At 59.3% G+C, this 24576-nt stretch carries 27 protein-coding genes; 19 read left to right on the top strand and 8 right to left on the bottom strand.

What is annotated here, in order from left to right; genetic code table 11:
- On the top strand, nucleotides 1-374 hold a 374-nt coding region (locus O6929_05980), incomplete at its 5' end, for an aldo/keto reductase (GenBank protein MCZ6479935.1).
- 9 nt (nucleotides 375-383) lie between these two features.
- Here O6929_05980 and O6929_05975 read toward each other — a convergent pair.
- From O6929_05975 to bioF, 6 genes are all read right to left on the bottom strand, one after another.
- On the bottom strand, nucleotides 384-563 hold the full coding sequence (locus tag O6929_05975; GenBank protein ID MCZ6479934.1) for a hypothetical protein: 180 nt from the start codon (nucleotides 561-563) through the stop codon (nucleotides 384-386).
- A 258-nt stretch (nucleotides 564-821) separates the two neighbouring features.
- A complete protein-coding gene (locus O6929_05970; protein ID MCZ6479933.1) occupies nucleotides 822-2273 on the bottom strand; it encodes an ATP-binding protein in 1452 nt (483 codons plus the stop codon).
- A gap of 362 nt (nucleotides 2274-2635) precedes the next feature.
- Nucleotides 2636-2797, bottom strand: a complete 162-nt coding sequence (locus O6929_05965) for a hypothetical protein (GenBank protein ID MCZ6479932.1) — start codon at nucleotides 2795-2797, stop codon at nucleotides 2636-2638.
- Nucleotides 2798-3008: 211 nt separating this feature from the next.
- On the bottom strand, nucleotides 3009-3413 hold the full coding sequence (locus tag O6929_05960; GenBank protein ID MCZ6479931.1) for a PIN domain-containing protein: 405 nt from the start codon (nucleotides 3411-3413) through the stop codon (nucleotides 3009-3011).
- Between the two features lies 1 nt (nucleotide 3414).
- The gene (locus O6929_05955) at nucleotides 3415-3618 is read right to left on the bottom strand and encodes a type II toxin-antitoxin system VapB family antitoxin (GenBank protein MCZ6479930.1); all 204 of its coding nucleotides are present in this window, start codon (nucleotides 3616-3618) and stop codon (nucleotides 3415-3417) included.
- 67 nt (nucleotides 3619-3685) lie between these two features.
- Entirely contained in the window at nucleotides 3686-4861 is a 1176-nt protein-coding gene (gene bioF, locus O6929_05950) for an 8-amino-7-oxononanoate synthase (protein MCZ6479929.1), read from the bottom strand.
- A gap of 264 nt (nucleotides 4862-5125) precedes the next feature.
- On the opposite strand from bioF, the gene O6929_05945 reads away from it, so the two are divergent.
- Genes O6929_05945 through O6929_05930 form a run of 4 tightly spaced genes read left to right on the top strand, consistent with a single transcriptional unit; the run spans nucleotide 5126 to nucleotide 8584 of the window.
- Nucleotides 5126-6049 (top strand): helix-turn-helix domain-containing protein, encoded by a 924-nt coding sequence (locus O6929_05945; GenBank protein MCZ6479928.1) that lies wholly within the window; start codon nucleotides 5126-5128, stop codon nucleotides 6047-6049.
- On the top strand, nucleotides 6046-6882 hold the full coding sequence (locus O6929_05940) for a substrate-binding domain-containing protein (GenBank protein ID MCZ6479927.1): 837 nt from the start codon (nucleotides 6046-6048) through the stop codon (nucleotides 6880-6882). Before O6929_05945 ends, O6929_05940 begins: the two co-directional genes overlap by 4 nt.
- A gap of 7 nt (nucleotides 6883-6889) precedes the next feature.
- Entirely contained in the window at nucleotides 6890-7579 is a 690-nt protein-coding gene (locus O6929_05935) for an ABC transporter permease (GenBank protein ID MCZ6479926.1), read from the top strand.
- A 9-nt stretch (nucleotides 7580-7588) separates the two neighbouring features.
- Complete coding sequence (locus O6929_05930; GenBank protein MCZ6479925.1) at nucleotides 7589-8584, top strand: ATP-binding cassette domain-containing protein; 996 nt, start codon at nucleotides 7589-7591, stop codon at nucleotides 8582-8584.
- Nucleotides 8585-8700: 116 nt separating this feature from the next.
- Here O6929_05930 and O6929_05925 read toward each other — a convergent pair whose 3' ends face one another.
- Nucleotides 8701-9453 carry a CPBP family intramembrane metalloprotease gene (locus O6929_05925; GenBank protein ID MCZ6479924.1) on the bottom strand — a complete coding sequence of 251 codons (753 nt, stop codon included), beginning with the start codon at nucleotides 9451-9453 and terminating at the stop codon, nucleotides 8701-8703.
- A 385-nt stretch (nucleotides 9454-9838) separates the two neighbouring features.
- Between O6929_05925 and O6929_05920 the strand changes: the two genes are divergently transcribed.
- The 14 genes from O6929_05920 (at nucleotide 9839) to O6929_05855 (ending at nucleotide 23015) form a co-directional block, all read left to right on the top strand.
- Nucleotides 9839-10132: a YdcH family protein gene (locus O6929_05920; GenBank protein MCZ6479923.1), complete on the top strand. Its 294-nt coding sequence runs from the start codon at nucleotides 9839-9841 to the stop codon at nucleotides 10130-10132.
- Nucleotides 10065-10553 carry a cyclic pyranopterin monophosphate synthase MoaC gene (gene moaC / locus O6929_05915; protein MCZ6479922.1) on the top strand — a complete coding sequence of 163 codons (489 nt, stop codon included), beginning with the start codon at nucleotides 10065-10067 and terminating at the stop codon, nucleotides 10551-10553. The genes O6929_05920 and moaC overlap by 68 nt, the downstream gene beginning before the upstream one ends.
- 42 nt (nucleotides 10554-10595) lie before the next feature.
- Entirely contained in the window at nucleotides 10596-11741 is a 1146-nt protein-coding gene (locus O6929_05910) for an acetoin utilization protein AcuC (GenBank protein MCZ6479921.1), read from the top strand.
- A gap of 87 nt (nucleotides 11742-11828) precedes the next feature.
- Nucleotides 11829-12131, top strand: a complete 303-nt coding sequence (locus O6929_05905; protein MCZ6479920.1) for a zinc-ribbon domain containing protein — start codon at nucleotides 11829-11831, stop codon at nucleotides 12129-12131.
- 137 nt (nucleotides 12132-12268) lie between these two features.
- Complete coding sequence (selA, locus tag O6929_05900) at nucleotides 12269-13705, top strand: L-seryl-tRNA(Sec) selenium transferase (protein ID MCZ6479919.1); 1437 nt, start codon at nucleotides 12269-12271, stop codon at nucleotides 13703-13705.
- Complete coding sequence (locus tag O6929_05895; GenBank protein ID MCZ6479918.1) at nucleotides 13702-14490, top strand: hypothetical protein; 789 nt, start codon at nucleotides 13702-13704, stop codon at nucleotides 14488-14490. The genes selA and O6929_05895 overlap by 4 nt, the downstream gene beginning before the upstream one ends.
- Before the next feature lie 2 nt (nucleotides 14491-14492).
- Entirely contained in the window at nucleotides 14493-15161 is a 669-nt protein-coding gene (tmk, locus tag O6929_05890; protein ID MCZ6479917.1) for a dTMP kinase, read from the top strand.
- The gene (gene holB / locus O6929_05885) at nucleotides 15161-16144 is read left to right on the top strand and encodes a DNA polymerase III subunit delta' (GenBank protein ID MCZ6479916.1); all 984 of its coding nucleotides are present in this window, start codon (nucleotides 15161-15163) and stop codon (nucleotides 16142-16144) included. The genes tmk and holB overlap by 1 nt, the downstream gene beginning before the upstream one ends.
- An 11-nt stretch (nucleotides 16145-16155) precedes the next feature.
- A complete protein-coding gene (gene ricT, locus O6929_05880) occupies nucleotides 16156-17103 on the top strand; it encodes a regulatory iron-sulfur-containing complex subunit RicT (protein ID MCZ6479915.1) in 948 nt (315 codons plus the stop codon).
- On the top strand, nucleotides 17100-19001 hold the full coding sequence (gene metG / locus O6929_05875; GenBank protein MCZ6479914.1) for a methionine--tRNA ligase: 1902 nt from the start codon (nucleotides 17100-17102) through the stop codon (nucleotides 18999-19001). The genes ricT and metG overlap by 4 nt, the downstream gene beginning before the upstream one ends.
- Before the next feature lie 747 nt (nucleotides 19002-19748).
- Nucleotides 19749-20507, top strand: a complete 759-nt coding sequence (locus O6929_05870; protein ID MCZ6479913.1) for an ABC transporter ATP-binding protein — start codon at nucleotides 19749-19751, stop codon at nucleotides 20505-20507.
- Nucleotides 20504-21292 carry an iron export ABC transporter permease subunit FetB gene (gene fetB, locus O6929_05865; GenBank protein ID MCZ6479912.1) on the top strand — a complete coding sequence of 263 codons (789 nt, stop codon included), beginning with the start codon at nucleotides 20504-20506 and terminating at the stop codon, nucleotides 21290-21292. The genes O6929_05870 and fetB overlap by 4 nt, the downstream gene beginning before the upstream one ends.
- A gap of 162 nt (nucleotides 21293-21454) precedes the next feature.
- Nucleotides 21455-22045 (top strand): methyltransferase domain-containing protein, encoded by a 591-nt coding sequence (locus O6929_05860; protein ID MCZ6479911.1) that lies wholly within the window; start codon nucleotides 21455-21457, stop codon nucleotides 22043-22045.
- Between the two features lie 226 nt (nucleotides 22046-22271).
- Nucleotides 22272-23015 carry an HAD family hydrolase gene (locus O6929_05855; protein ID MCZ6479910.1) on the top strand — a complete coding sequence of 248 codons (744 nt, stop codon included), beginning with the start codon at nucleotides 22272-22274 and terminating at the stop codon, nucleotides 23013-23015.
- 83 nt (nucleotides 23016-23098) lie between these two features.
- Here O6929_05855 and O6929_05850 read toward each other — a convergent pair whose 3' ends face one another.
- On the bottom strand, nucleotides 23099-24388 hold the full coding sequence (locus O6929_05850; protein ID MCZ6479909.1) for a citrate synthase: 1290 nt from the start codon (nucleotides 24386-24388) through the stop codon (nucleotides 23099-23101).
- Between the last annotated feature and the right edge of the window lie 188 nt (nucleotides 24389-24576).

The raw sequence follows: 24576 nt of genomic DNA, 5'->3' as shown, positions 1-24576 counted from the left end.
AAGCATTCGACCTTATCTTACCTCTTGCTCGAGAGCGCCACATCGGTGTGATCGCCAAACGGCCCATCGCCAACGCCGTCTGGAAGTCGAAAAGGAAACCAGAGGACGACTACTACCACACCTATTGGGAACGATTTCGGGAACTCGACTACGATTTCCTGCGCGTTGACATGAAGAATGCCGTCGCGACGGCTCTGCGCTTCACGGTGAGCGTTTCCGGCGTACACACCGCAATTGTCGGCACAACGAAACCGGGCCGATGGGCTGAGAATGCCGCGATGCTGGCGGCTGGCCCACTGCCGGCGGAACAATTCCAGAAAATTCGCGCCCGCTGGGCCGAGGTCGCCGCTGCGACATGGGTAGGCCAAATTTGAGGGCGCCATTTATTTCGCTTTCCTTGCCACTTCAACCTCAATGGTTGCTTGGTGGCTTCGCCGGTTCGTTCCGTCGGTATCAACTGTCACAAGCGCCAGATTCTTCCCCGCGGTGCCATACACGGACGCCTTGGCAAGATAGAAACCGGTCCCTTCTCCCACCCAGCCGGGGTAGATCCTAGTCTGCAACCCGATTCCTTCACTGACCTTTGATGCCGCGTCGGAGGCAATCTTTGCGAGCGGCGATGCGGACAAAGTGGGCGTTATCAATGAGAATGAGGGGGTACCAAAGCAAGCGAAAATTACAGGCTTAGAGGAGGGCGAATTCGCGGAAGGTCTGCTCAATCGCTGCGAGGGCCTGGTCCAGATCGGCGCGGGTGTGCTCAGCGGTGACGGTGAAGCGGAGCCGGCAGGTCCCGGGAGGAACGGCGCACAGCCATTGGCCCTCTAGCTCTCAATGAAGGCATCCCGGAGCAGCTTGGATTGCCTCTCGAAGGCCTGGCGCGGGTGCCTCGGATCTTTCATCAGCGCCATCTCCTGGGTCAAGAGTCGGGCCAGATGCATGATGTGGGTATCCGCTTTTTTTGCCTCGCGCCGATACAAAGGGTGGTCCCGGTTGATGTACACGACAGTCCCTTCGCTGAAGGACTCGGGCCCGTCTTCCCCAAAATGGTCAAGGCAACATGACATTCCCGCGTGCCCCATCTTGAGGCGTCGCACGACGGCGTCCGGGGTCAGGCGCTTCACGCGGGGCTTCTTTCGGGATCGCCTGGTGCGAGACGCCGCAGCCTCGCCGGCCTGGATGGTCCGGCTAGCCCCTCGCCGACGCCCAGGCTGCACTGCGGCCCCACCCGGCCCACCGCTCCCCTCTCCCACGGGAAGAGCCCCGAACGGGGAAAAGTCCGGGTTCTTGAGGAGCGCGCGGGCGATCCGTTCAAGGGCGTCGTTCAGCGCCCGGGAGGCGGCTCGCCGCTCTCGCTGACCGGCCAGGCGGCCGAGCACCTGGCGGACCTCTCCCATGACCCTCTGCATCACGTGCGCGAAGGCCTGATACTCCGGAGAGTCCAGAACGAATCCGGAGCGGTCGCTGGTGACCGGAAGAAAGTCGGCATGCACTTCGCCGCGGAGGCGGGCCACGACCTTCCCCCACTGCTCGGCGCCGAACAGCTCCCGGCGGACGGTGACCTGCTTCACCTTGACTTCGATCCCCGGTCCGTCCCGAGAGGCAGCCGAGGCAGGGAGAATTGCCACTTCCCCGTGCACCGGCCCGAAGGGAGTGCCCTCAAGAATCGGGAGTCGATGGCCGACGAGGCTTTTTGGGCGAACCCGTGATCCATTGAGGAAGACAGCAAAATGGGGGGCCTTGAGCGGCACCCCCTCCATGAGCCGCCGTTCCACCTCGGCGGGGTCGAAGCGGCGCGTCAGGTGCTGAAGCCTTACGGTAGTCCCGTCACCCCGGGCCTGATCCGGAGGGGTTGTCTCCAGCGGGAGGCGCCACTCCCCCCCGGGACGCGTCCATTCCTCTTTGTCGAAGATCACGCGGGCGGCGAACTCTCCCTTCCGGGTGACTACCTCGAAGCGCTGGCAGGCTGACAGGGTGGCGAATTTCCCGATCCCGAACTGCCCGATCCGGTCCCGACCGAAGCGGGGCGACTTCGGGTTCTGGAGCTTCTCCTGCGAACCGATCAGGAAATACTGGCGCAGCCCCTCCAGGTCCATTCCGGTGCCGTTATCCTCGACCAGGATGGCCTCCTCGCTTACCGTGACCCAGACGTCGGTGGCGTCAGCATCGTAGGCGTTGTTGACCAGCTCCCGGATCAGCTCGATGCTCTCCGAGTAGAGGCGCTCGCCGATGGTAATGAGGTGACTTTTGTCTACTGCAACCGGAAGGAACTGCAAGGCGCTCTCCGTGGAATCCCGATGTATCTGAGGTTCAGACCAGCCCAGGAGAAAAAGGGGAGATCACGGACCACTCCTGTCTGGCGGCACCAGAGGACCTTCAATTAGCGATACGATACTGGGGATGCTCCCCCCACGTCAACCTCAGCCTCATCCGAACCTGATTCCCGCTCTACTAAATTAGACCGATTAACCTCGCGCACCTTTCTCCCACCCCTTTTGCCTCCCGCTCACGCTATAGAAACCGGCAACGGAGAAAAAGGGCCATGAACGATGCTTGCCGCCTCCGTACGGGCCTTCAAAGCCTAGAGCGCGAAATTTACGGATCAGCTCGCGGGGCGGGGTTTGTCTGGGGAGGGGCATCAGGCGGCAATAGAGCGGAGGTCAATCCCGGCCAACACGAGGATAACATCATCCCTGTCCTGAAGCTTCAAGGCCAGCCATTCCTTCAAGACTTCCCGTAGTTCCTCACGGCAGGCGTCCTGGGTATCGCTATTCGCCCACACGCCAGTAAAGCCTGGCATCTGTGCATACCAGGACCCTTCATCCAGCGTTCAAAACGGGCTGCTTCCAGAGCGGCCTTTTCGTAGCGGCTCAATATCTCTGGTGGAATTTGCCAAAGCTCCGTTTTCAATTATCCCCCATCATTTCCTCCAATGGTGCAAAACACCTCGCGGCCACCTAGCCAGTGTCTCCTTCACGGCCAGGCCGTTTGTCAAGACGAGAGGCGAGATCCTACAACGACTCGGCCTGAAGAGGGGTGCGAGCGGCGATGCGGGCAAAGTGGGCGTCCCGGTGCCAGACATGAGAGTCGTGTTGCAGGGCCACAGAGGCGATCAAAAGGTCGGTGGCGGGAACCGGCGTGCCACGTCGCTGGAGTTCGAAGCCCAAACGAGCTGCGTCCTGAACAGCCTGGGGGCTCGGTTCGAGCCAACGGAGGCCGGAAAAGTCGTCCCACAGGATACCATACGCCTCCTCGGTCCTGGCCCCCTGCAGAACCTCAACTACGATGATGCCTGTTGTAACCACCACGTCTCTAGCCAACGCTTCCCGAACTCGGTCCTGCAGGGCCTTCGGACCACGAGGGCGGTAATACTCTATCCACACCGAGCTATCAATGAGAATGTGGGGTCCGGGCACCCTATCCCTCAAGCCTGCGCTTGAGCAGCTCTTTTAGCGTCAGTCCCAGGTCTACCTTGCCGGCGTGCTCGATCATCCGTTCGCGGCTGGCGCGCCGGAGGAGCTCGCGGAGACCCATCTCGATAGCCTCGCGCTTTGTCTTCGCCCCGCTGACACGGATGGCCTTCTCAAGTAGCTGCTTTTCTACGGTGACGGACAATCGCATCTACACCACCTCCTTGCACCAAAAAGATACACCAATTGTATACACCAAACAAGCAAAAAATGGCGCCTCAGAGGAGGGCAACTTCGCGGAAGGCCTTCTCGATCGCCTCCAGTGCCTGGTCCAGATCGGCGCGGGTGTGCTCAGCGGTGACGGTGAAGCGCAGCCGGCAGGTCCCCGGAGGGACGGTGGGGGGACGGATCCCCTGACAGAAGATCCCAAGCTCGAGGAGTCGCTCGCACAATTCCATGGTTCGCTGCCTCTCGTACGTCATGACAGGCAAGATGTGGGTCACACTCGGCTCCGTCGAGAGGCCTAGGCGGTGGAGACTTTCTCGGAAATGGCGGACGTTTGCCCAGAGTCGCTGCCGATGACCCGGCTCTTGCTGCAAGACTTCCAGGGCAGCAATCGAGGCAGCCAAGGCTGAAGGGGCCAGCGCGCAGGTAAAGATGAAGCTCCGGGATCGATTGATAAGGTATTCCCGCAGATCCCGGCTGCCCACAACGTAGGCCCCAAAGCTCCCTAAAGCCTTCCCCAGGGTCCCGATCTCGATGTCTACCGCGTCAGGACCCTTCAGGCCGAAGTGTTCCGACGTCCCGCCTCCTTGCTCACCCAGGACTCCGGTCCCGTGCGCATCGTCCAGCATGAGCAGGGCATCGTAGCTCTTGGCGAGCTTTGTCAGATCCGGAAGTGGTGCGAGATCCCCCTCCATGCTGTAGACCCCATCCACCACGATAAGCTTCCGGCGGAAGCCTTTGTCCGACTTCAGCAAGTCCTCGAGGGCGTCGAGATCGTTATGGGGAAAGATCTTCACCGCCGCCCGACTCAAACGGCAACCGTCAATGGTGCTCGCGTGGCTTAGGGCGTCGGTATAAACGACATCTCCCTCTTCCACCAGTGCCGAGATCACACCCAAGTTGGCCATGTAGCCGGTACTATAGACCAGCGCCGCTCCGCGGCCCTTAAAGGCAGCCAGCCGCTCCTCGAGCATGCGATAGAGTTCATTATTGCCCGCGATGAGCCGAGAGGCCGCCGAGCAGACTCCGAGGCGGTCTGTAGCCTCAATGGCGGCGGTCTTGAGACGTGGGTGGTTGGCAAGGCCGAGGTAGTTGCTGCTACACAGCACAATCACCTCGCGACCATCCACCTGCATCCGGGGCCCGGTCGCCCCCTCCATCCCCCGAAGCCAGCGGTACGAGTCCTTGCGCTTGAGGCGCTCAATTTCTCGGCCAAAAAAATCGGCCATGAGCGATGTTTCTCCATGCAGCCATGCCCTCGGATTTTCTCACTGAATAGAGCAAACTCCGTATATCACATCCAACCCTATGCGACAACGCTCCCCGCCTGCCTTACCGCCTCATGAAGGGAGAATTTCACGCCGGGTCGTTACTTGCTCGGAGTTAGTAAAGACCTCATTTAGTCATATTTTAGAATTATTTGTAATTATTTGTGATTATACTTGACTTTATCATCAAATAACATTATTGATGGGATGACCGAGGAGGCGGAAATGGGCCAGCTGATGAACACCAAAGAGGTTGCGGAGTATCTCGGGATCCACGAGAAAAAGGTCTACTATCTGGCTAAGCGGCGAAAGATCCCATGCACCCGGGTGACCGGCAAATGGATCTTTCCAAGGAACCTCATAGACCAGTGGATCGAGGAGAGCGCCAGGGGACTTGGAAGAAAGCAAAGGCAGGACGAAAGGTCCTTTCTTTTGGCCGCCGGCAGTGACGACCCGAGTCTCGGCATCCTCCGGGAACTCTATACAGGCCGCCTGACCGCTACCTCTCTATTCCTCGCCACCACCGGGAGTACAGAGGGTATCAGGGCAATCCGGGACGGAGTGGCCGACGTCGCCTTGGCCCATTTGCTCGACCCGTTGACCGGCGAGTACAATCTGCCATACCTCCCCGAGCTTCTTCCCTCCGGAGCGGTCGCTGTCCTGCTGTTTTACCGCGAACTAGGCCTGGTCGTGAGGCCTGGAAACCCGCTGGGTATTCGGGCTGTGGCCGACCTCGCCCGACCCGGCCTCCGGATCATCAACCGGCAGCAAGGATCAGGGACACGCCTCTATCTCGATCAGGAGCTTGCACGGCTCGGGATCAATCCGCACCAGATCAATGGATACCAAACTCATGTCACGACCCACCTGGAGGTTGGCCTGAAGGTTCTTCAAAGGGAGACCGATGTCGGGGTCGCAACACAAACGGCCGCTCGGCTCCTCGGCCTCGACTATAGCCCTCTCATTCGTGAACGTTTCGACATTCTGATCGCCAAAGAGCGCTTCTTCTCCCGGCGTGTCCAGGCCCTCCTGGATGTTGTGGGTTCGCGAGAGTTCCGAACCCAGGTCGAAGCCCTCGGGGGATATGAAACCTCTGAATCCGGTCGGATCCTCGTGTCGGATCTCACCTTGCAAAAGGATGCCCCGTGACACGAACCCGGGCCCTGGCTTTTTCCGGACTCCTCATCGGCGTTCTACTACTCCTAGCCGTCGTGGAGGCGTCGGCGGCCGAAAAGCGACTCCGTCTCTCAACCACCACCAGCACGGAAAATTCTGGCCTCCTTGTTGCGCTGATTCCACCTTTTGAGGCTCGATTTGGGCTCCAAGTGGATGTGATTCCCGTGGGGACGGGCAAGGCCTTGAAGTTGGCCGAGGGGGGGGACGTGGATGTCACCTTAGTGCATGCTCCCGAACTCGAGGAACAGTTTATGAAGCAGGGTTTTGGGGTGAATCGCCGTTACGTCATGTATAACGACTTTGTCATCGTCGGCCCTCCGCATGATCCGGCCGGGATCAAGAACGCACCAGATGCCAAGAGCGCCTTCCAGAGGATTGCCCAGACCAAGAATCTGTTCATCTCGCGCGGCGACCGGTCCGGGACACACATCAAGGAGCTCAACCTTTGGGGAAAAACAGGTCTCAGCCCGTCACTCCCGTGGTACTTGGAGTCAGGGCGCGGAATGGGCGCGGTGCTTATCATCGCGGACCAGAAGCGGGCTTACACCCTTACCGACCGCGGAACCTTTCTGTCCTTTCGCCAGAAGCTCGACCTCGCGGTTCTCGTAGAGGGGGATCCTGCTCTGTTCAATCCCTATCACGTAATCGCAACAAACCCGGAAAGGCACCCGCACGTCAACTACCTCGGTGCCATGCTCCTCATCGGCTGGCTGACTTCTCCCGAGGGTCAGGAAGTTATCGCAATATTCGGCACGGAGGAATTCGGCCGACCGCTCTTTACTCCCGCGGCGATTCCGCATAGGTGAAACAGCCATGGATTATCTCTGGGAAGGTCTGGTGCAAGCGGGTATCCTCATTATCACCTTCAACCCCGAGGTCTACCAAATCACCTGGCTTACGCTGCAGATCTCCCTGGGGGCAACCCTCCTGGCTTCAGCGGCTGGGATACCTTTGGCGGTGCTGCTCACGGAGGGATCTTTCCCAGGCAAGGAGAGCGTGATCACCCTTGTGAACACCCTGATGGCTCTGCCCACCGTGGTGGTCGGCCTCTCGGTGTTTGCCTTCTTGTCCCGCCAAGGCCCGCTGGGGCGACTAGACTTGCTATTCACCCCGACCGCCATTGTTATCGGAGAGTTTATCCTCGCCACCCCCATTGTGGCGGCCCTGACCATCGCCGCCCTCAGAGGCGTGGATCCGAGAGTCCGAGAGACGGCACTCACATTGGGCGCATCCCGCTCAGGAGCCGCTCGCAGGGTCGTCCTAGAGGCCCGGTACGCGGTTGTAGCTGCGATCTTGGCAGGTTTCGCCCGCGTAGTTGCAGAAGTGGGATCCGCTCTCATTGTCGGAGGAAACATCCGCCGCTACTCGCGAACGTTGGCCACCGCGATTGCCCTGGAGACAGGCAAGGGAGAATTTGCCTTTGCCATCGCCCTCGGCTTGATTCTTATTCTGCTCTCCCTCATGACCAACATCAGCCTCCGAGTGCTGGTCCCGAAAGCTTAGGAGACACGGATGCCCTTCGTGCTTCAGGACGTGGACGTCAAGTTTGGGGACCGACACGTTCTAGCGATCGAGAGCCTCGCCATCAGGCCTGGTTCGATCACTGCCGTGATGGGTCCGAACGGGGCGGGCAAGACGACGCTCCTCAAGGTGCTCGCGGGACTGATAAACCCCGCGCACGGGAGTTTGGCCTACGGGGGTGCGCAGGTTACGCCCGAGAATGTCGCGCTGCTTCGTCATAAGGTCTGCCTCCTTCATCAGACCCCGCTGCTCTTTGATACGACAGTTTTCGAGAACGTCGCCTTCGGCCTCAAGGCGCGCCGTGTCCCCAAGGCGGACATCCTGCAAGCGGTGATGCAGGCTTTAACGGTCGTGGGCTGCCTTGATCTCATGAAGCGGAGGGCTCGAGAGCTCTCTGGCGGAGAGCTAAAGCGCGTGGCCATTGCCAGGGCGTTGGCCTTGAATCCGGAGGTTCTCCTCCTCGATGAACCCCTGGCTAATGTGGACCAGATGACCACCAAAGCCTTGGAAGAGGTATTCGGTGAAATCGAGAAAAGGGGGGGGACTTTGATCTTCAGCACGCACGACCCCCGCCTGGCCCACCGACTGGCCCACGAGATAGTAGTCCTGACAGACGGCCGCCTATCCCCATCCCCCTATGAAAACCTCTTTGCCGGCCGCCCGCTCACTGACAGGGAAACCTCATGGTTTGACACTGGCAGGATACGCATCGCCGTACCCCCGGGACTGTCCAACACCGGGCACATCTCTATCGGTTCCGATGAGATTCTGCTGTCACGACAGCCACTTCAGTCCAGCGCCCGCAATGTCTTTCAGGGACGCCTGACACGGATCGAGGAGCGCACGAAAGGGGTGCTCGACGTCGCGGTGGTGGCCGGGGAGTCATTCACTATCCGCCTGACCCACCAGTCTCTCCAGGAGCTTGGGCTCACCGTCGGTGACCCGGTCTACATCACCTTCAAAAGCACCTCCGTCAAGCCCCTCTAGCCGGATGTCTCGCGACCAGCACGCATCGGTTCCTTGACTCACTTCCAAAAGGGACTGATTTCGACGCATTTCGTTTCGAGTACGCCTATCGATCGACGGAAATCCTGAGGAGGGATTCACAAGACCGCGGCCTCGACGACCGCTATGAAGTTGATCATCGAATGCATCACAACGGCTGGATAAATTGACGCTGTTTTTAGCCGTGCGGTTCCCAGTAATAAGCCAATTGCCGAAGCCGTCGCCATCCCATAGGCGTCATACTGAAAATGGATGATGCCGAAAATGATGGAAGTCAAGATGACAGCGCCGATCGGCCCTGCCCAAGAACGTTGAAGTCCCTGGAATAAGAACCCACGGAAAAATACCTCTTCGAAGGCCGGAGCCGCTACAACGAGGGCAATCCACAGCAGCGGCAGAAATGAAGCCGTCTCATAGGCCCGAGCCACAAAGTCCGGAACGATCTCGCGTCCCATCAGCACAGTGAGAACGTCAGAGAAAGCTGCGAGCAAAAGCGCAAATCCCAGCCACTTGAGAAGAACCGCTCGTTCTATCCTTCTCAGGGCTAGATACTCTCGAACGGACCAGCCTCTTTTCATCCGTACGAACAATATTGTTAGGGCGATACAGACGGGCGAGGAGACGCATGTGGCAACAGCCAGGAAGAAACCGTTCGATCGGAGGTCCGAAACAATTGCTGCGACAGCCAGATCGGGGTTGCTGGACAGCGCGATCCCCGCGAACACGCCTAACACGAGAGCCTGAACGCCGAAGAAGGTCCCCCCGATGACGAGAGAAAAACCCGTGGTGGTCCAGAAGCCCCAAGGCGCTCCTTCCTTTTTGAGAGAATCTGAATCATCTTCGGGTTTCACCTTATCGCACCCTTTCCTACTCAATCTCATTCAAGGTAGTCTGCCTACTCTACGTGGCAAAGGTTGCAATACTCAAGCCTAAAGCGGGCGGCTCGCCGCTAGGCCTCTAGGGGCTCCAGGCCGGCCCAGGAGGGGCCTGAGATCCCGTGGCAAGCAGGGCCCCTCAAGTAAGGCGGGCAAGGATTTTTCTCCTTGACTTTCCAGGAAGGTTCGGCTAAGTTACTGTTTAATCTAGTTGCTATAGATTCCTTAGGGGATATGAGTCGGTTTGCATCTGTTTTCCCGCCGTTCCAGATTTCACCTACCCACGCGTGTTTCTCTACCCTCTGCCTCAAGCACTCGTTTTCACATTGGACTATTATTTCCAAAAGAAAGGGGGTGAAATATGAATGAAACGGAGGCGCACCTCTTTGCGCGGCTGAAGGAGGAAGATTCCGAATTCCGCCGCCTCGCCGAAAAACACCGCGACTTTGATCAGAAAATCATGGAGTTCGATCGGGTCTACTACCTGACCAGCGACCAGGAACGCAAGCGCAAAGAGCTGCAAAAGATGAAACTCAGCATCAAGGACGAAATGTACACCATCATGCGGCAACATATACAGGCCCAAAATGCAACCGTTATCCCATCTGGATCCTCTGGGCCGAGCCAGGATGGTGGATATCAGCGAAAAGGCTGATACCGACCGTGAGGCGATAGCCCGAGGCGCCATCCATCTGAAATCCCAAACCCTCCGGATGATTCTCGAGAAATCGATTCCCAAAGGAGATGTCTTGTCCGTAGCCCGCGTCGCCGGGATCATGGCTGCGAAAGGAGTCGATCGTCTCATCCCGCTTTGCCATCCCCTTCTCATCACGTCGGCAGAGGTCACCTTTAGCCCCCACGCGAAGCGCGGGATGATCGAGATTGAGTCCCGGGTGAAGGTGAATGGCAAGACCGGGGCCGAAATGGAGGCGCTCACCGCAGTCTCCGTCGCCGCCTTGACCATCTACGATATGTGCAAGGCGGTGGACAAAGGGATGACCATCGAGAACATTCGACTCGTCTCCAAGCGTGGAGGAAGGAGCGGCCAATACCGCCGCGCCGGCGAAAAGGCCTGACATCTTCTCACCGAGAAGCCCCATCCCCAAAGGCACCACGAGATGACCAGCTCGACTCAGGCGGTTTTTTTCTACACCCCAAAGTACGGGGAGTTTGATTACGGCCCAACCCACCCTATGAAGATTGGCCGCCTGAAGCTTACCCACGCCCTGGCCGACGCTTACGGCCTCTTTGAGCCTCCCCATGTCCGCCTGGCAGACGTGACGGCGGCCACTGAAGAAGACCTCCTCCGCTTCCATACAAAAGAGTATCTGGAGGCTCTACGGGTGGCGGATGAAGGGCTACCCCAACCCCACCTCTGGCGCTTCGGCCTCGGCACGTCAGATAACCCCATATTCCGGGGTCTATACACGTGGTCAGCACTTTCGGCCGGGGCCTCCGTGCACGCAGCCCGGCTCTTGGCCTCCGGGGAGACCGCGTGCGCGTTCAATATCGCCGGAGGTCTCCACCACGCGGCATCCAACCGCGCCTCCGGCTTTTGTTACATCGACGATGCCGCCGTGGCGATCAGCTATCTGGCCAGCCGCGGACTGCGAGTGGCCTACGTCGACATTGACGCCCACCATGGAGACGGGGTTCAAAACGCCTTCTATGATACGGATCAGGTTCTTACTGTCTCTATCCATGAAACGGGCCTCACCCTCTTCCCCGGCACCGGATTCCCGGAGGAAATCGGGACCGGAAAAGGGGAGGGATATTCGGTCAACGTCCCCCTCGCCCCAGAGACCGACGACGAGATCTTTATCTGGGCCTTCGAGGAGACGGTTCCTTCCGTCCTTGAGGCTTTTCGTCCCGATATTGTCGTCACCCAGTTGGGGATCGACGCCCATCGGGCCGATCCCCTGTCCAACCTCCGCTTGACGATGGGGGGGTTCCTCCGAGCAGCCACGTTGCTGAAGCAGATTGCTCCCCGGTGGCTTGCCCTGGGGGGCGGCGGGTACTCTCTCGCCAATGTCCCCCGAGCCTGGACCGCGGTCTGGGCTCTCATGACCGGGATCGAGATCCCACCAGAACTCCCAGCCGCTTTCCTTCCCGGATTTCGGAGCCACGGGTGCACAGAAACCTCCCTCACCGATCCGCCGTACCGCACTGAAGGGACGCGGAAAGAGGAAGCATGGCAGTACGCCCAAGCCCAGGTCAAGCGGGTACACGAACTCATCTTCCCCCGCGTCGGGGTGCCACGTTAACGAGAACAAGGAGGTGACCATGGGACCATGAAGATGCATTGCCGCTTACGACTCCCAGGGGCACGATCGTAAATCGAGGAGGGAATCATGGCCTTTCAGGATAAGATCTTGACATGCATAGATTGTGAGAAGCAGTTTGCCTTCACCGCGGGGGAACAGGAGTTTTTCGCCCAGAAGGGGTTCACCAACGAGCCCAAACGATGCAAGAGTTGTAAATCGATGAGGAGAGGGAGTGGGCTAGCCGCAGGACAGAGGGAGGTTTTCGAGACGGTCTGCTCCCAGTGCGGTCAACGGACCACCGTTCCGTTCAGACCCATGCCCGATCGGCCGGTCTATTGCCGTCCCTGTTACCAGGTCCGGCGCGCAGGAGCGGTGCGGGAATTGACGTAGTCGGCAGAGGCAACCCTAAACAAAAGCCACCCGAAGGTGGCTTTTGTTTTTCCAGTTCCCGCGGGAATTTGCGTTGCAAGGGGCCGAAAAATATGGTAATGGAAAGGCTGATCAATTTTCCTGCAAAGAGGCCGTATATGGCTACCCCTGAGCAGCAACCGGGTCTGCTCCTTCGACAGATTCCCTCGGTCGACGAAGTCCTCCACGAGCCCGTTGTCCAGCGGATCCTTGAAGCGCATCCCCGATGGCTAGTCGTCGAAGCGGTCCGTGAGACCCTGGAGGAATGCCGGCAGAAGCTCCTGGCCCTCCTACGTCAGGGGGTAGAGACCACCCCGCCAGATCTCTCAACCCTGCTCAGCGAAATATCCCTCAGGGTCCTGCACCGAGCCCGGCCAAGCTTACGCCGCGTGATCAATGCGACCGGGGTGATCCTGCATACCAACCTGGGCCGGGCCCCACTTTCTCCCGAGGCCCAGGCCCGAGTGCAAGAGGTTGCGCAGCATTACTCGACCCTAGAATTCGATCTCGGGCAGGGGACCAGGGGCTCGCGCCAGCTCCACGTGGAGGGGCTCTTCACCCGCCTCACCGGTACCGAAGCGGCCCTGACGGTCAACAACAACGCCGCTGCGGTCCTCTTGAGCATTAACACAATCGCCGAAGGTCGAGAGGTCATCGTCTCTCGGGGGGAGTTGATCGAGATCGGGGGTTCCTTTCGGGTCCCGGACGTGATGCGAAAAGCCGGCGGAACCCTCCGAGAGGTGGGGACCACCAACCGGACCCACCCCAAAGACTACGAAGAGGCCATTGGGGAAAGGACCGCCCTCCTCTTGAAGGTCCACCCCAGCAACTTTCACATCATCGGCTTCACCAGTGAGGTCTCCCTCTTGGAACTCGTGACGTTAGGTCGGCAGCGAGGTGTTCCGGTAATGATGGACATGGGGAGCGGTGCCCTCACTGATCTGACCCCGTTCGGTCTCACCGGGGAGCCAACCGTCCAAGAAGCTGTGAAGACGGGTGTGGACCTGATCACCTTCAGCGGGGACAAACTCCTCGGAGGACCCCAGGCAGGAATATGTGTGGGGAGAAAGACCCTGATCGAGCGCCTCCGGAAGAACCCGCTGGCCCGTGCCGTCCGCATTGATAAGCTCTCGCTCGCAGCCCTCGAGGCCACCCTCCGGGCGTATCTCGAAGGGGAGAAAGGGCTCGCCACCATTCCCACTCTTGCGATGATCACGTGCCCCCTCGAACAGATTCGCCAGCGGGCGGAGCGGGTGCGTGATGGCTTGCAAGCGCAGGCACATCCATCAGTCCGGGTGACGATGGAGGAGCAACGGTCGGAAGTTGGAGGGGGTGCGCTTCCCACCGCGAGCCTCCCGACTTACTGTGTTGCGCTTCAATCGACCCAGCACCCCCCGCACCGACTCGAAGCCGCCCTGCGGCGTACAGATCCGGCCGTGGTGGGGCGGATCAAGGAAGAGAAGGTCCTCCTCGATCTTCGGACCGTCCAGGATGAGGAGGTGAGGCTTTTAATCGGGACCGTCGGCCCGATCCTTGCAAACACGGTGGAGCTATGAGCGACTCCAATCCGACGCCCTCTACAGTATCCCGCGAAGAGGCCATCAGCCTCGCCCAATCGGAAAAGAGCGAGTCCAGGGTCCTCGAGAATCTGCCGGCTCAGTTTCCCGAAGACGAGGAGGTTTGGAAGCCCCTCCTGGCCAATCCCCAAACTCCCCTGGGCGCCATGATCTTCATGGCGGAGCGGGCGTCGTCTTCCCTGGCGGCCGAGCTTGCGGACGACCGAGTCTTTCTCCTCCATAATCCCGTCGTGGGCCATGCTCTCCTCAAGAATCCCGCCCTCAGCGAGACGGATCGGCGGAAAGTGAACGCGACCTTACACGAAAGCACAAAGGACGAGCGGGAGCGAAAGAAATCTCTCTTCCAGATGATCAAAGAGATGAGCGTCGGGCAGAAGTTGGCGCTGGCCAAGAAGGGGAATAAGGAAGCCCGCATGATCCTCATCAAGGACCAAAACGAGATGATTGGCTTGGAGGTGGTGAACAGTCCACGGACGACCGATGACGAGATCCTCATGATCGCTCAAATGCGGGATGTTTCCGATCAGGTCCTCCGGGCAATTGCCAACATGAGACGCGTCCGGGCGAACAAGCTCGCGATCTTGAGTCTCCTCCATAACCCCAAAACCCCGGTCGGCGTGTCGCTCGGGCTGGGCATTTCGAGTCTCACCGATCGAGACCTCCAGGGGATCACGAGAGATCGCAACATCCCTGCCGCGGTGTCCCGGGCAGCCAAACAGGTCATGGAAAGTCGATCGAAGGGCCCGAAGACAAAGGCGCACTAAGGATGCGCGGGCTGTTTTTCACCTTCGAAGGTGTGGAAGGGTCCGGAAAGACCACCCAGCTCCGACGGCTGTCTGCCACGTTGCGGCAAGCCGGACAGCGGGTTGCGGAGACCCGAGAGCCCGGAGGAACATCCCTCGGCGACGCAATCCGGTCGATTCTGCTCGCGACGCGCAATCTGGAGATGGTGGCCGAAACCGAACTCTTTCTCTATCTCGCCTCTCGCGCGCAGCTCTGCCGGGAGTGGATCGTCCCAGCCCTGAACGCGGAGACTATCGTCGTCTGCGATCGATTCGCCGATGCCACGGTCGCCTATCAAGGATACGGTCGAGGATTGGACCTGAAGCTCATCAGGACGATAAATCGAGTGGCCACGGGCGGCCTCACGCCGGATCTGACCATTCTGCTCGACCTCGACCCACGCGAGGGACTCCGCCGGGTAAGGGAACGAGGCCAGGTCCCACTTCCCGAGTCCTTGCTGGATCGCCTGGAGGCAGAGGCCTTGGAGTTTCACGACCGGGTTCGGAAGGGGTATCTCCAGCTCGCCCGAGAAGAACCACACCGATTCCAGATCATCGATGCGACACAGTCGGAGGAGGCGATCGCCGCCGAGATCTGGGCGCGGGTGGAGCCGTTAATCGGCAGCTGGACGGTTCAGGGAGGAAGGCGATAATGGGTTTCGCCGACATCCTCGGCCAGGGGTGGGCGATTTCACTCTTGCGGCGGGCGATTCAGACCGGTCGCATTCCGCATGCCCTCATGTTCACCGGTCCGAAAGGCGTCGGTCGATTCCTGACGGCGACCACAGTCGCCAAGGCCCTGAACTGCCTTGGAGACGTACAGGGGGATTGCTGCGACCGATGCCTTTCATGCACCAAGATCGCCAAAGGAGTCCACCCGGACGTGCATCTGCTAGCCCCCGAAGGGAGTAGCTTGAAAATCGATCAGGTCCGCGGCCTTAACCAGGAGGCAACCCTCAGACCCTACGAGGGCCTCCGAAACGTATTCATCCTCGATCAAGCTGAAACCATGACAGAGCAAGCCCAGAATGCCCTGCTGAAGACCCTAGAGGAACCCCCAGGAAGAGCGGTACTCGTCCTCATCGCTCCTGAGGTCTCGGCGCTTCTTCCCACACTCGCTTCCCGCTGCAGCCAGATCCGCTTTGGTCCACTGCCCGAGAATGTTATTGCCGCCCGGCTTCAGGAGGAAGGGTGTGATGACGCGGAGTCCCACTTTCTGGCCAGCCTGGCTAGCGGGAGCCTCGGTCGCGCGCAAGAGCTTCGAACGAGCCCCCTCCAGGAGATCCGGGGGCTGGTGGAACAGGCCGTCGCCCTCCCGGCCGGCAGGATCCTCCCCGTGCTCGATCTGGCAGAGCGGGTCGTCCGCCAGAAGGAGACCCTCTCTCTCTTCCTGGAGGCGCTCCTCGCCTGGTGTCGGGATCTCACGGTTTCCAAGGTGACACATCGAGAGACGCTCCTGGTCTATCGAAATAGCGGAGCGGCCCTGCGACGCCAAAGCGAACGGCTCGCACTCGCCCAGCTCTTGGCGATGTATCACACGGTGAAGCAAACCCTGGATGGACTCGGCCGATACGCGAACCCTCGGCTCAGCCTCGAAGTGATGTTTCTCAAACTCCGGGACCTTCAGGCAGCCTGAACACTTTTGCCATGGTAGTCAAAGTCTATATCGACGAGCGCGAGCGAGAGCAGTTTTACAAAGCAGACGAACTGTCCCTGGACCTAGGGGCCGAAGTGGTGGTGGAGTACGCCGAGCGGCTCCGCGTGGGCAAGGTGGTGGGGAAAGTACCCTACTTCCCTCTCCACAAGCTCAAACAGCCCCTGAAGCCGGTGATGCGCCTGGCGACCCCGGAAGACCTGGAGCGGTTCCGACGAATGACCGCACGAGAGGGAGAGGCACGCCAGCTCGGTGTGCGCCTCGCGGCAGGACGGCAGTGCCCCATGAAGATCGTGCACGTCCGCTCGAGCAGCGACGGAAACAAACTCACGGTCTTCTTCACGGCTGAGGAGCGAGTGGACTTCCGGGACCTGGTCCGGGATCTGTCCCATCGCCTCCGGGCCAAGATCGAGATGAAGCAGATCGGGGTGCGGGATGAGGCGGCCATCACCGGGGCCGGACTCGGATCATGCGGGCGGACGTTGTGCTGCAAGAGCTGGCTCCCGAGCTTCCATCCCGTGACCATGAAGATGGCCAAGGAGCAAAAGCTCTCTCTGAACTCCACCAAGATCACCGGGGTTTGCGGTCGTCTGAAGTGCTGTCTGGCGTATGAGTATCCCATCTACAGCGAACTGGTACGGCATCTGCCCAAGGTGGGCCAGCCGGTAGATACTCCTCAGGGACCAGGCACCGTGCAAGCGCAAGACATCCTGGCCGAGGCGGTAACGGTCCAACTCGACGCGGGGGTGTCGCTCCGCGTCACCTTGGAAGAGATCATGCAGATTGCAACCGCCAGATACCATGAGCGGGGGGGCGGCCACCAGTGCAACAAATGTGGCAACGGCGGTTGTGGCGGGGATGGATGCGGCAACGGCCGTTGTCGGGCCAACGCAACGACCCATGGGGAGAGCGGGGAGATGTCAGGGTTCGGGGAGCAATGAGTGAACGGACCTTCTACGTCACCACCCCAATCTATTACGTAAACGACGTTCCCCACCTCGGCCACGCCTACACCACCATCCTGGCAGATACCCTGGCCCGTTTCAAGCGATTCACCGGTCATCGTGTCTTCTTTCTCACCGGCACTGATGAGCACGGGAACAAGATTGCTCAGGCGGCGGCCAAGGCCGGCGAGGCCCCGAAAGCATACGCTGACCGGATCAGCGCCGTTTTCCGCGACACCTGGCAAGCCCTCAACATCACGCACAACGCCTTCATCCGAACCACCGACCCGCCCCACCGGCGCCTCGTTCAGTATCTCCTGCAACGGATCTACGACCGAGGGGATATCTACCTCGGCGAATACGGCGGGAAGTATTGCTTTGGCTGTGAGCGCTTTTATACCGAACGAGAGCTGGAGGATGGCAAGTGCCCCGATCATCAGGTCGAGCCCACCTTCATTAAGGAGCAGAACTACTTTTTCCGCATGAGTAAATACCAGGGACGGCTGGTCAAGCACCTGGAGGAAAAACCTGACTTCATCCGCCCCGAGCGGTACCGAAACGAGGTGCTGGCCTTTCTCCGGGACCCGTTAGAAGACCTCTGCATTTCGCGGCCGGTCAGCCGACTCTCCTGGGGGATTCCGCTCCCCTTCGATGCGAACTACGTCACCTACGTCTGGTTCGATGCCCTGATCAACTACCTGAGCGGCCTGGGCTATCCTGACAGTGAAGACTCGAGCACCTTCTGGCCCGCGGCGAATCACCTGATCGCCAAGGACATCGTAAAACCCCACGGGATTTACTGGCCCACCATGCTCTGGGCTGCCGAGATCCCCCTCTACCGCCATCTGCACGTGCACGGATACTGGAAGGTGGAATGGGGAAAGATGTCCAAGAGTCTGGGAAATGTGATTCGCCCCCTGGACCTGACACAAAAATACGGCCGAGACACCCTGCGCTATTTCCTCCTCAGGGAGATGGTCTTTGGGCTCGATGCGAGCTTCAGTGAAGAAGCCCTAATCAGCCGATTGAATTCTGGTCTGGCCAACGACCTGGGCAACTTGGTCAGCCGGGTCCTGACGATGATCGAAAAGTACCTGGGGGGCAGGATCCCCCAGCGTTCGAACCCTGATAGCCCGGACGATCAAGGACTTGTGCATATCGCCGAAGCGATTCGTGCGTCCCTCTCGAGAGCCGTGGATGACCTGGCATTCAACCGTGCCCTCGAATCCCTCTGGGAACTAGTCAGCGCGGCGAACAAATATATCGATACTAGCAAGCCCTGGGAGCTCAGCAAAAAGGATACCCAAGCTCTCGAGCGGGTTCTCTACCATGCCTGGGAGATCCTGCGGATCCTGGGTCTCTTGCTTTCCCCCTTCCTTCCCGACACCGGCCAGGCCATCACCGAACAATTAGGTATTGACGCACATGTTGAGCAGTCCCGGATCGAGCAAGCCGCGTGGGGAGAGGGTCCTACCTCCGGAAAGATCCGGAAGGGACCGCCTCTCTTTCCTCGCATCGAAGGAGGTTTTGCGGCCATCCGTGGCCAGGAGGAGGACCAGCCTGCCATGTCCGAGATCAGCCTCGCGGAGTTTCAGCGACTTGACCTGAGGGTGGGTGAGATCTTGATTGTCGAGCCGATCGCGGGTTCGAAAAATCTCCTCAAGCTCACCGTCCGCGTCGGTACCGAAGACCGAACCCTGGTTGCGGGACTACAGGGGCAGTACAATGCAGACGCGCTGATTGGCAAAAAGGTGGCTGTCGTGGCCAACCTCGCACCGGCGAAGCTCATGGGGGTTGAATCGCGGGGGATGGTCCTAGCCGCCGAAGATGCCGAGGGGCGCATCGTGCTGCTTAGCCCGGACAGGGATATCCCCCCCGGCTCCAAGATCCGCTGAAACTCGTTTTCCTATTACTATTGGTCAAGGAACAACCTGACCTATGAACGGGCACTATGCCCCGTATGGCAGGATGGTCAAACAAACCCCACCCCTCACGTCGACCACACATCTGAGCGGCAACCCCATAGGTCCTGACACGCCGCCTCCTGTTTTCTTTTTTGGGGAAGATGTGGAAGGAAGCAGGCTCGCATGTGAGGAGAGAGCGACCGCGCCCACGATCCTTGCAAAAACCCAAAATGTCGCTGCCGTTTAAGGCGTAAGAAGGGGCAATTTCGTGGGGAAACACAAGACTGTTCGAATGTTAGCGCTTGTCCAGGCTCAGGCAGCGGTGCGATCGGGGTTGGCGGGTTTTTGGTGGCAGCAAGGGCAGGCCTCGAAGACGCACAACTCACCACTCCATATGGACTCAATCCATTGGATCGGCTGGACCCATATTTTACACGAAGTGCAGTAAAACATCTTCGCGACCTCGCTTTCACCTTACAAACTAGCAACGAACGTGCCAACTGGCGAGGTCCCCTGTGCTAGTCCTATTTTGCAACGGTTAGAGATACACACCCCGCTTGTCCGTGCCCAAATTCTGACCGCCCGGGAAATACCTGCCCCATTCCTGCCTCACCCATAAACACCCTCGTGCATCTAGTCGCAGTCGCCGTCAAGCTCACATGGGGCTCATCTGCATCTGTCAACTTGCGAAACAAATCTCGCGCATGCTACCTTAACGACTGCCCAAGCGTAGCACACGTGGACGACGTGTTGCCTTTTGGCGGAAAACTTCCGTGGCAGGCCATGACTATCGAGGGGAAGCGTGAACCGATCCTCGCATGCCGCGAGGTCTCCGGCGGGTATACGCTGGATGCGCACCGCGAGGTCCTGAAAGCGGTCTCCTTTCAGGTGCAGGCGGGGGAATGTCTCAGCATCACCGGACCCTCCGGCTCCGGCAAATCTGCCCTCCTCCGCCTACTCAACCGTTTTGATGATCCCGTTCAAGGCGAGATCCTCTTCCGCGAAAGGCCCTTGCAATACTACGATCCGTTAGAGCTCAGGAGACGGATTGCCCTGGTCCTTCAGCATCCGGTAATGTTCCATGGAACGATCCGAGAGAATCTCCTCCGGCGCCCGAACGGAAGGCAGCTTTCGGAGTCCACGCTTGTTCAGGCCTTGGCAGACGTAGGCCTGAATCGATCATTTCTCCATCGCAACGCGATGGAACTCTCCGGCGGGGAGAAGCAGCGGCTCTCCATTGCACGATCCCTCCTGGGGGAACCAGAGATCCTCCTGTTGGACGAGCCCACCTCGGCCCTCGATGCGCGCAGCCTCCACCTCGTGGTTGACACGATCACCCAGCTCAACCGCGTCAAAGGGCTAACGCTGCTTGTCGCCACCCACCAAGCGGAACTGATTCTCCGCCTGGGCGGCCGGGTCCTGTTTCTTGAAGGGGGCCGGATCGTCCGTGAAGAAGGGGCGGAACAGGCGGCCAGGCTTCTGGAGGAGCATGGATGAAGCCGATCATCGATGTGGGAATCATCCATCTCTTCCTTGCCCTGATCCTGGTCCTGCTGGTGCTTGCCATCTCCTACCGGGAACGTCTTGGCCTCGAGCGCGATCTCATCATCGCGACCGCCCGGACCTTCCTCCAGCTCTTTCTCGTGGGCTACTTCCTCATCTATCTCTTCGCCTCGGATCGGTGGGAACTCGTCCTCCTGACCCTCATCGTGATGCTCTCTGCCGCGTCCTGGATCGCCGTCGGCAGATTAGAACATCCGTTGCCGGGCGCTCGCTGGATCGCGGTGGCGTCGCTGGTCGTCGGCAGCGCCATCACGCTCGGCTTCGTGACCCAAGTGGTGATTCAGGTCGAGCCGTGGTACGACCCCCGTTATCTCATCCCCATCGGCGGCATGATTCTCGGCAACGCCATGACCGGCGCGGCGTTGGCAGGGGAACGATTTCAAGGCGAGCTGCGAAGCCGGGTAGAGGAGGTGGAGACGCTCCTCGCCCTCGGATTCTCCGGAATGGAGGCAACCCGCGATCTCTACCGTTCAGCCCTCCGCGCGGCCATGATCCCGACGATCAACGCCATGTTGGCGGTCGGGATCGTCCAACTTCCCGGGATGATGACCGGGCAAATCCTCTCCGGCACCTCCCCCCTCATCGCAGTAAAGTATCAGGTCGTCGTCATGCTCATGATCACGTGCGCCGTAGCCTTGAGTTCCTTCCTCTTTCTCCACCTCGCGGTCAAGCGGTACTTCACTCCAGCCCATCAGCTCCGCCGCCAATTGATCCTTTAGGAAAGCCACAACACCTACAATCCTTTTACTTATGTATAGTTAGATTTCTCATTTGTTATTCCTATTGTCATAGTTGATATTATTGATTTGACCTATACAATCATCGGATCTATTTTCCTCATAAGGGCAGCGCGGCGTTCAGCGACAGGAGGATCGACTGACATGGACAGGCCACAGCAACTCCGGGATGGCGTTCGGCGGGCCTATTCTGCGGCTGCGGTAAGACCGCAGGATGAACATCCGTTTCCAATGGGGCGGCGTTTCGCGGAAAGCGTAGGCTACCCGCAGGATCTACTTACCCGTTTGCCATCCGCTTCTGTTGATGCTTTTTCCGGGGTGTCGAGTGTGGCCGTCTTTGCGGATATCCCGGTGGGTGCCACTGTCCTCGACCTGGGGTGCGGGGCAGGGCTCGATTCTTTGATTGCTGCGCGGCGGACAGGTCCGCAGGGAAAGACCATCGGTGTTGACTTCAGTGATGCCATGCTCGCGCGTGCCCGCCAAGCGGCAGCACAAGTTGGGATCGACAACGTGGAATACAACCAAGCCGATGCAGAGAAGCTACCCATTGAAGGTGGCTCGATTGATATTGCCTTGGTGAATGGCATCTTTAACCTGAATCCGGCGAGGTGTGAAATTTTCCACGAACTTGCACGAGTCGTGCGACAGGGTGGAGCTGTCTACACGGCCGAACTCATATTGCGTGAACCGCTTCCTCCAGAGATTCGGGACAGCGAGGCGAACTGGTTTGCCTGAATTGCGGGAGCCAAGGAAGGCGGTGCCTTCCTTGAAGAGTTTCGAGAGGTTGGATTTTCCGAAGCTATTATTCTGAGAACGACGCAGAATGCCCGGACGAAGAATCCGCGCGTGCTCGCCGCGGAGGTGTACGCTCGACGATAAGAGGTCCTACCCCCCTGTTGTCTTCCGGTGTTGATCTCGATTCCTAACTCCGCTAACATGGCTCATCTTCCATGGGGTCCTGATGAGTTACCGGTGCGTCATCTTCGATCTCTTCGAGACACTGGCGGACTTTAACCGGGATCACCTTCCCCTCATTCACATCAACGGAGAACCAATCCACTCGACCACCGCCGTGGTCTACCCCCTCTTCGTAGAACGGTACAGCCAAGTCTCTCTGAAGACCTTTTACTATGCCTTCCGGGAGAGCTTTGACGAGGCGGCCCGGCTTCGGGAACGGGAGGAGCGCGAGGTCTCAGCCTATGAGCGGTTCCACCTGTTCTTTCAGAAGCTTGAGATTCCGGTCACTCCGGACGTTGAGCCCTTCTTGGCCGCCCTCTTGGAAAAACATATGGCTTGTCTGGCCGAGGTGATCTACACTCCGCCAGAGCACTGCGAGCTGCTCGAGTGGCTGCGGCCCAAGTATCAACTTGGCCTCATCTCCAATTTCGATCACGGTCCGACTGCCCGCGCGATCTTGGCCCGTGCGGGGATCAACTCCCTCTTTGATCTGATCCTCATCTCCGACGAGGTAGGCTACCGGAAACCCCACCCGGCTATTTTTGAGGCCGCATGCCAGGCCCTCCGGATCACCCCGGTGGAGGCGATCTTCATCGGGGATAGCCCCACCGTCGATATTGCAGGAGCAAAAGGGGTCGGCATGGCAGCCATCTGGCTGAATCGCACGGGAGAATGCCTCGACGAGTCCATCCCGCGCCCGGAATACACCGTGAGACGTTTGGAAGAGATCAAGGAGATCTTGAGGTAAGGGGGACGCCCGGGGGCAAAAGCTACCGACCGTTCCTTCCGGCGAGGCCGGCCTTCCTTAACGGTCGCACTCGAGACGGAAATCTATCGGCGCTGCTCCATCGGGACGTAGTCGCGCTGTTCAGAACCGACATATAGCTGTCGGGGGCGGGCGATTTTTTGTTCGGGATCGAGGAGCATCTCCTGCCACTGGGCGATCCAGCCAGGGGTCCGGCCGATGGCGAAGAGGACCGGGTAAATCTCGACCGGAAAGCCCATCGCCTCGTAAACCATCCCCGTATAGTAGTCCACATTCGGGTACAGCCGCCGCTTCACGAAAAACTCATCCTCCAAGGCAATCCGTTCCAACTCGATGGCAATATCGAGAAGGGGATTCGTCCCGGTCACCTCGAAGATCTCATACGCCAGCTTCTTGATGGCCTTGGCCCGGGGGTCGTAACTCTTGTAGATCCGATGGCCAAAACCCATGAGCAGCGCCTCGCGCGTCTTGACTTTCTTGATGAACTCAGGAACCTTCTCCTTGGCGCCAATCTCCCGCAGCATCCGGAGGACCGCTTCATTGGCCCCCCCGTGCAGCGGCCCGTACAGCGCTGCACAGGCCGCCGCCACCGCAGAGTAGGGATCCACGTGGGAGCTGCCCACACTGCGCATGGCATTGGCGCTACAATTCTGCTCGTGATCCGCGTGAAGAATGAAGAGGACGTCCAGACCTTTCTCCATAACGCGATTGGGCGTGTATTTCGATTCAGTCATCCTAAAGAGCATGTTGAGGAAGTTGCCGCTGTACGAGAGGTCGTTATCCGGATAGGCAAAGGGCAGCCCCAGGCTGTGCCGGTACGCGAAGGCCGCTAGGGTGGGCATCTTGGCGATCAGGCGGTAAATCTGTTTCTGCCGATTGGCTGTGTCCAAGATACCCTTGGCGTCGGGGTAAAAGGTGGACAGGGCCGCCACCGTCCCGACCAGGATCCCCATCGGATGGGCGTCGTAGTGAAACCCATCTATAAACTTCTTGATGTTCTCGTGGATCATGGTGTGGTGGGTAATATTGTAGACCCACTCCTCCAGCTGCTTGCCGGTGGGTAGCTCACCATGGAGGACTAAATAGGTGGTCTCGAGGAACGTACTCCGTTCGGCCAGCTGCTCGATCGGGTAGCCACGATACCGCAGGATCCCCTTCTCCCCATCGATAAAGGTGATCGCGCTCTTGCACGAGGCCGTATTCATGAAGGCGGGATCGTAGCTCAGGAGCCCAACGTCGTCCTCGGACACCCTGATCTGTCGGAGATCGGTTGCCCGAATGGCCCCCTGGTCTATCTGGATCTCGTAGGTCTTGCCGGTGCGGTTATCCGTGACGGTCAACGTCTCCTTTGCCATCTCGCCGCTCCTTTTCGCCCGATTCTTCCACGCCCTTCGTTCGGGGATTGCAGGTCCATGCCTTCTAACTTGTATGGCAAACGCCGGCGTGACGCAACTAGATAAATTCCTACCCGGACCGGGAGGTGAACGGTCCTGCCGAACCGTCCGGCCAAGGTGTTCAGCGAATCACCCAGGTCCCAAGAGGC

The sequence above is a fragment of the Candidatus Methylomirabilota bacterium genome, from assembly GCA_027293415.1.
In the GTDB taxonomy this organism is placed as follows: domain Bacteria; phylum Methylomirabilota; class Methylomirabilia; order Methylomirabilales; family CSP1-5; genus CSP1-5.
Note: the sequence above shows the minus strand (reverse complement) of the source record. Positions and strands in the feature narration are given on the sequence as shown.

What these genes read in the sequence shown, in the direction of transcription:
- O6929_05965 (MCZ6479932.1), bottom strand. Translation starts at nt 2,797, where the DNA reads ATGCCAGGCTTTACTGGCGTGTGGGCGAATAGCGATACCCAGGACGCC.
- holB (MCZ6479916.1), top strand. Translation starts at nt 15,161, where the DNA reads ATGGGTTTCGCCGACATCCTCGGCCAGGGGTGGGCGATTTCACTCTTG.
- O6929_05945 (MCZ6479928.1), top strand. Translation starts at nt 5,126, where the DNA reads ATGGGCCAGCTGATGAACACCAAAGAGGTTGCGGAGTATCTCGGGATC.
- O6929_05855 (MCZ6479910.1), top strand. Translation starts at nt 22,272, where the DNA reads ATGAGTTACCGGTGCGTCATCTTCGATCTCTTCGAGACACTGGCGGAC.
- tmk (MCZ6479917.1), top strand. Translation starts at nt 14,493, where the DNA reads ATGCGCGGGCTGTTTTTCACCTTCGAAGGTGTGGAAGGGTCCGGAAAG.
- selA (MCZ6479919.1), top strand. Translation starts at nt 12,269, where the DNA reads ATGGCTACCCCTGAGCAGCAACCGGGTCTGCTCCTTCGACAGATTCCC.
- fetB (MCZ6479912.1), top strand. Translation starts at nt 20,504, where the DNA reads ATGAAGCCGATCATCGATGTGGGAATCATCCATCTCTTCCTTGCCCTG.
- O6929_05895 (MCZ6479918.1), top strand. Translation starts at nt 13,702, where the DNA reads ATGAGCGACTCCAATCCGACGCCCTCTACAGTATCCCGCGAAGAGGCC.
- O6929_05935 (MCZ6479926.1), top strand. Translation starts at nt 6,890, where the DNA reads ATGGATTATCTCTGGGAAGGTCTGGTGCAAGCGGGTATCCTCATTATC.
- ricT (MCZ6479915.1), top strand. Translation starts at nt 16,156, where the DNA reads ATGGTAGTCAAAGTCTATATCGACGAGCGCGAGCGAGAGCAGTTTTAC.
- moaC (MCZ6479922.1), top strand. Translation starts at nt 10,065, where the DNA reads ATGCAACCGTTATCCCATCTGGATCCTCTGGGCCGAGCCAGGATGGTG.
- O6929_05905 (MCZ6479920.1), top strand. Translation starts at nt 11,829, where the DNA reads ATGGCCTTTCAGGATAAGATCTTGACATGCATAGATTGTGAGAAGCAG.
- bioF (MCZ6479929.1), bottom strand. Translation starts at nt 4,861, where the DNA reads ATGGCCGATTTTTTTGGCCGAGAAATTGAGCGCCTCAAGCGCAAGGAC.
- O6929_05860 (MCZ6479911.1), top strand. Translation starts at nt 21,455, where the DNA reads ATGGACAGGCCACAGCAACTCCGGGATGGCGTTCGGCGGGCCTATTCT.
- O6929_05850 (MCZ6479909.1), bottom strand. Translation starts at nt 24,388, where the DNA reads ATGGCAAAGGAGACGTTGACCGTCACGGATAACCGCACCGGCAAGACC.
- O6929_05955 (MCZ6479930.1), bottom strand. Translation starts at nt 3,618, where the DNA reads ATGCGATTGTCCGTCACCGTAGAAAAGCAGCTACTTGAGAAGGCCATC.
- O6929_05910 (MCZ6479921.1), top strand. Translation starts at nt 10,596, where the DNA reads ATGACCAGCTCGACTCAGGCGGTTTTTTTCTACACCCCAAAGTACGGG.
- O6929_05930 (MCZ6479925.1), top strand. Translation starts at nt 7,589, where the DNA reads ATGCCCTTCGTGCTTCAGGACGTGGACGTCAAGTTTGGGGACCGACAC.
- O6929_05920 (MCZ6479923.1), top strand. Translation starts at nt 9,839, where the DNA reads ATGAATGAAACGGAGGCGCACCTCTTTGCGCGGCTGAAGGAGGAAGAT.
- metG (MCZ6479914.1), top strand. Translation starts at nt 17,100, where the DNA reads ATGAGTGAACGGACCTTCTACGTCACCACCCCAATCTATTACGTAAAC.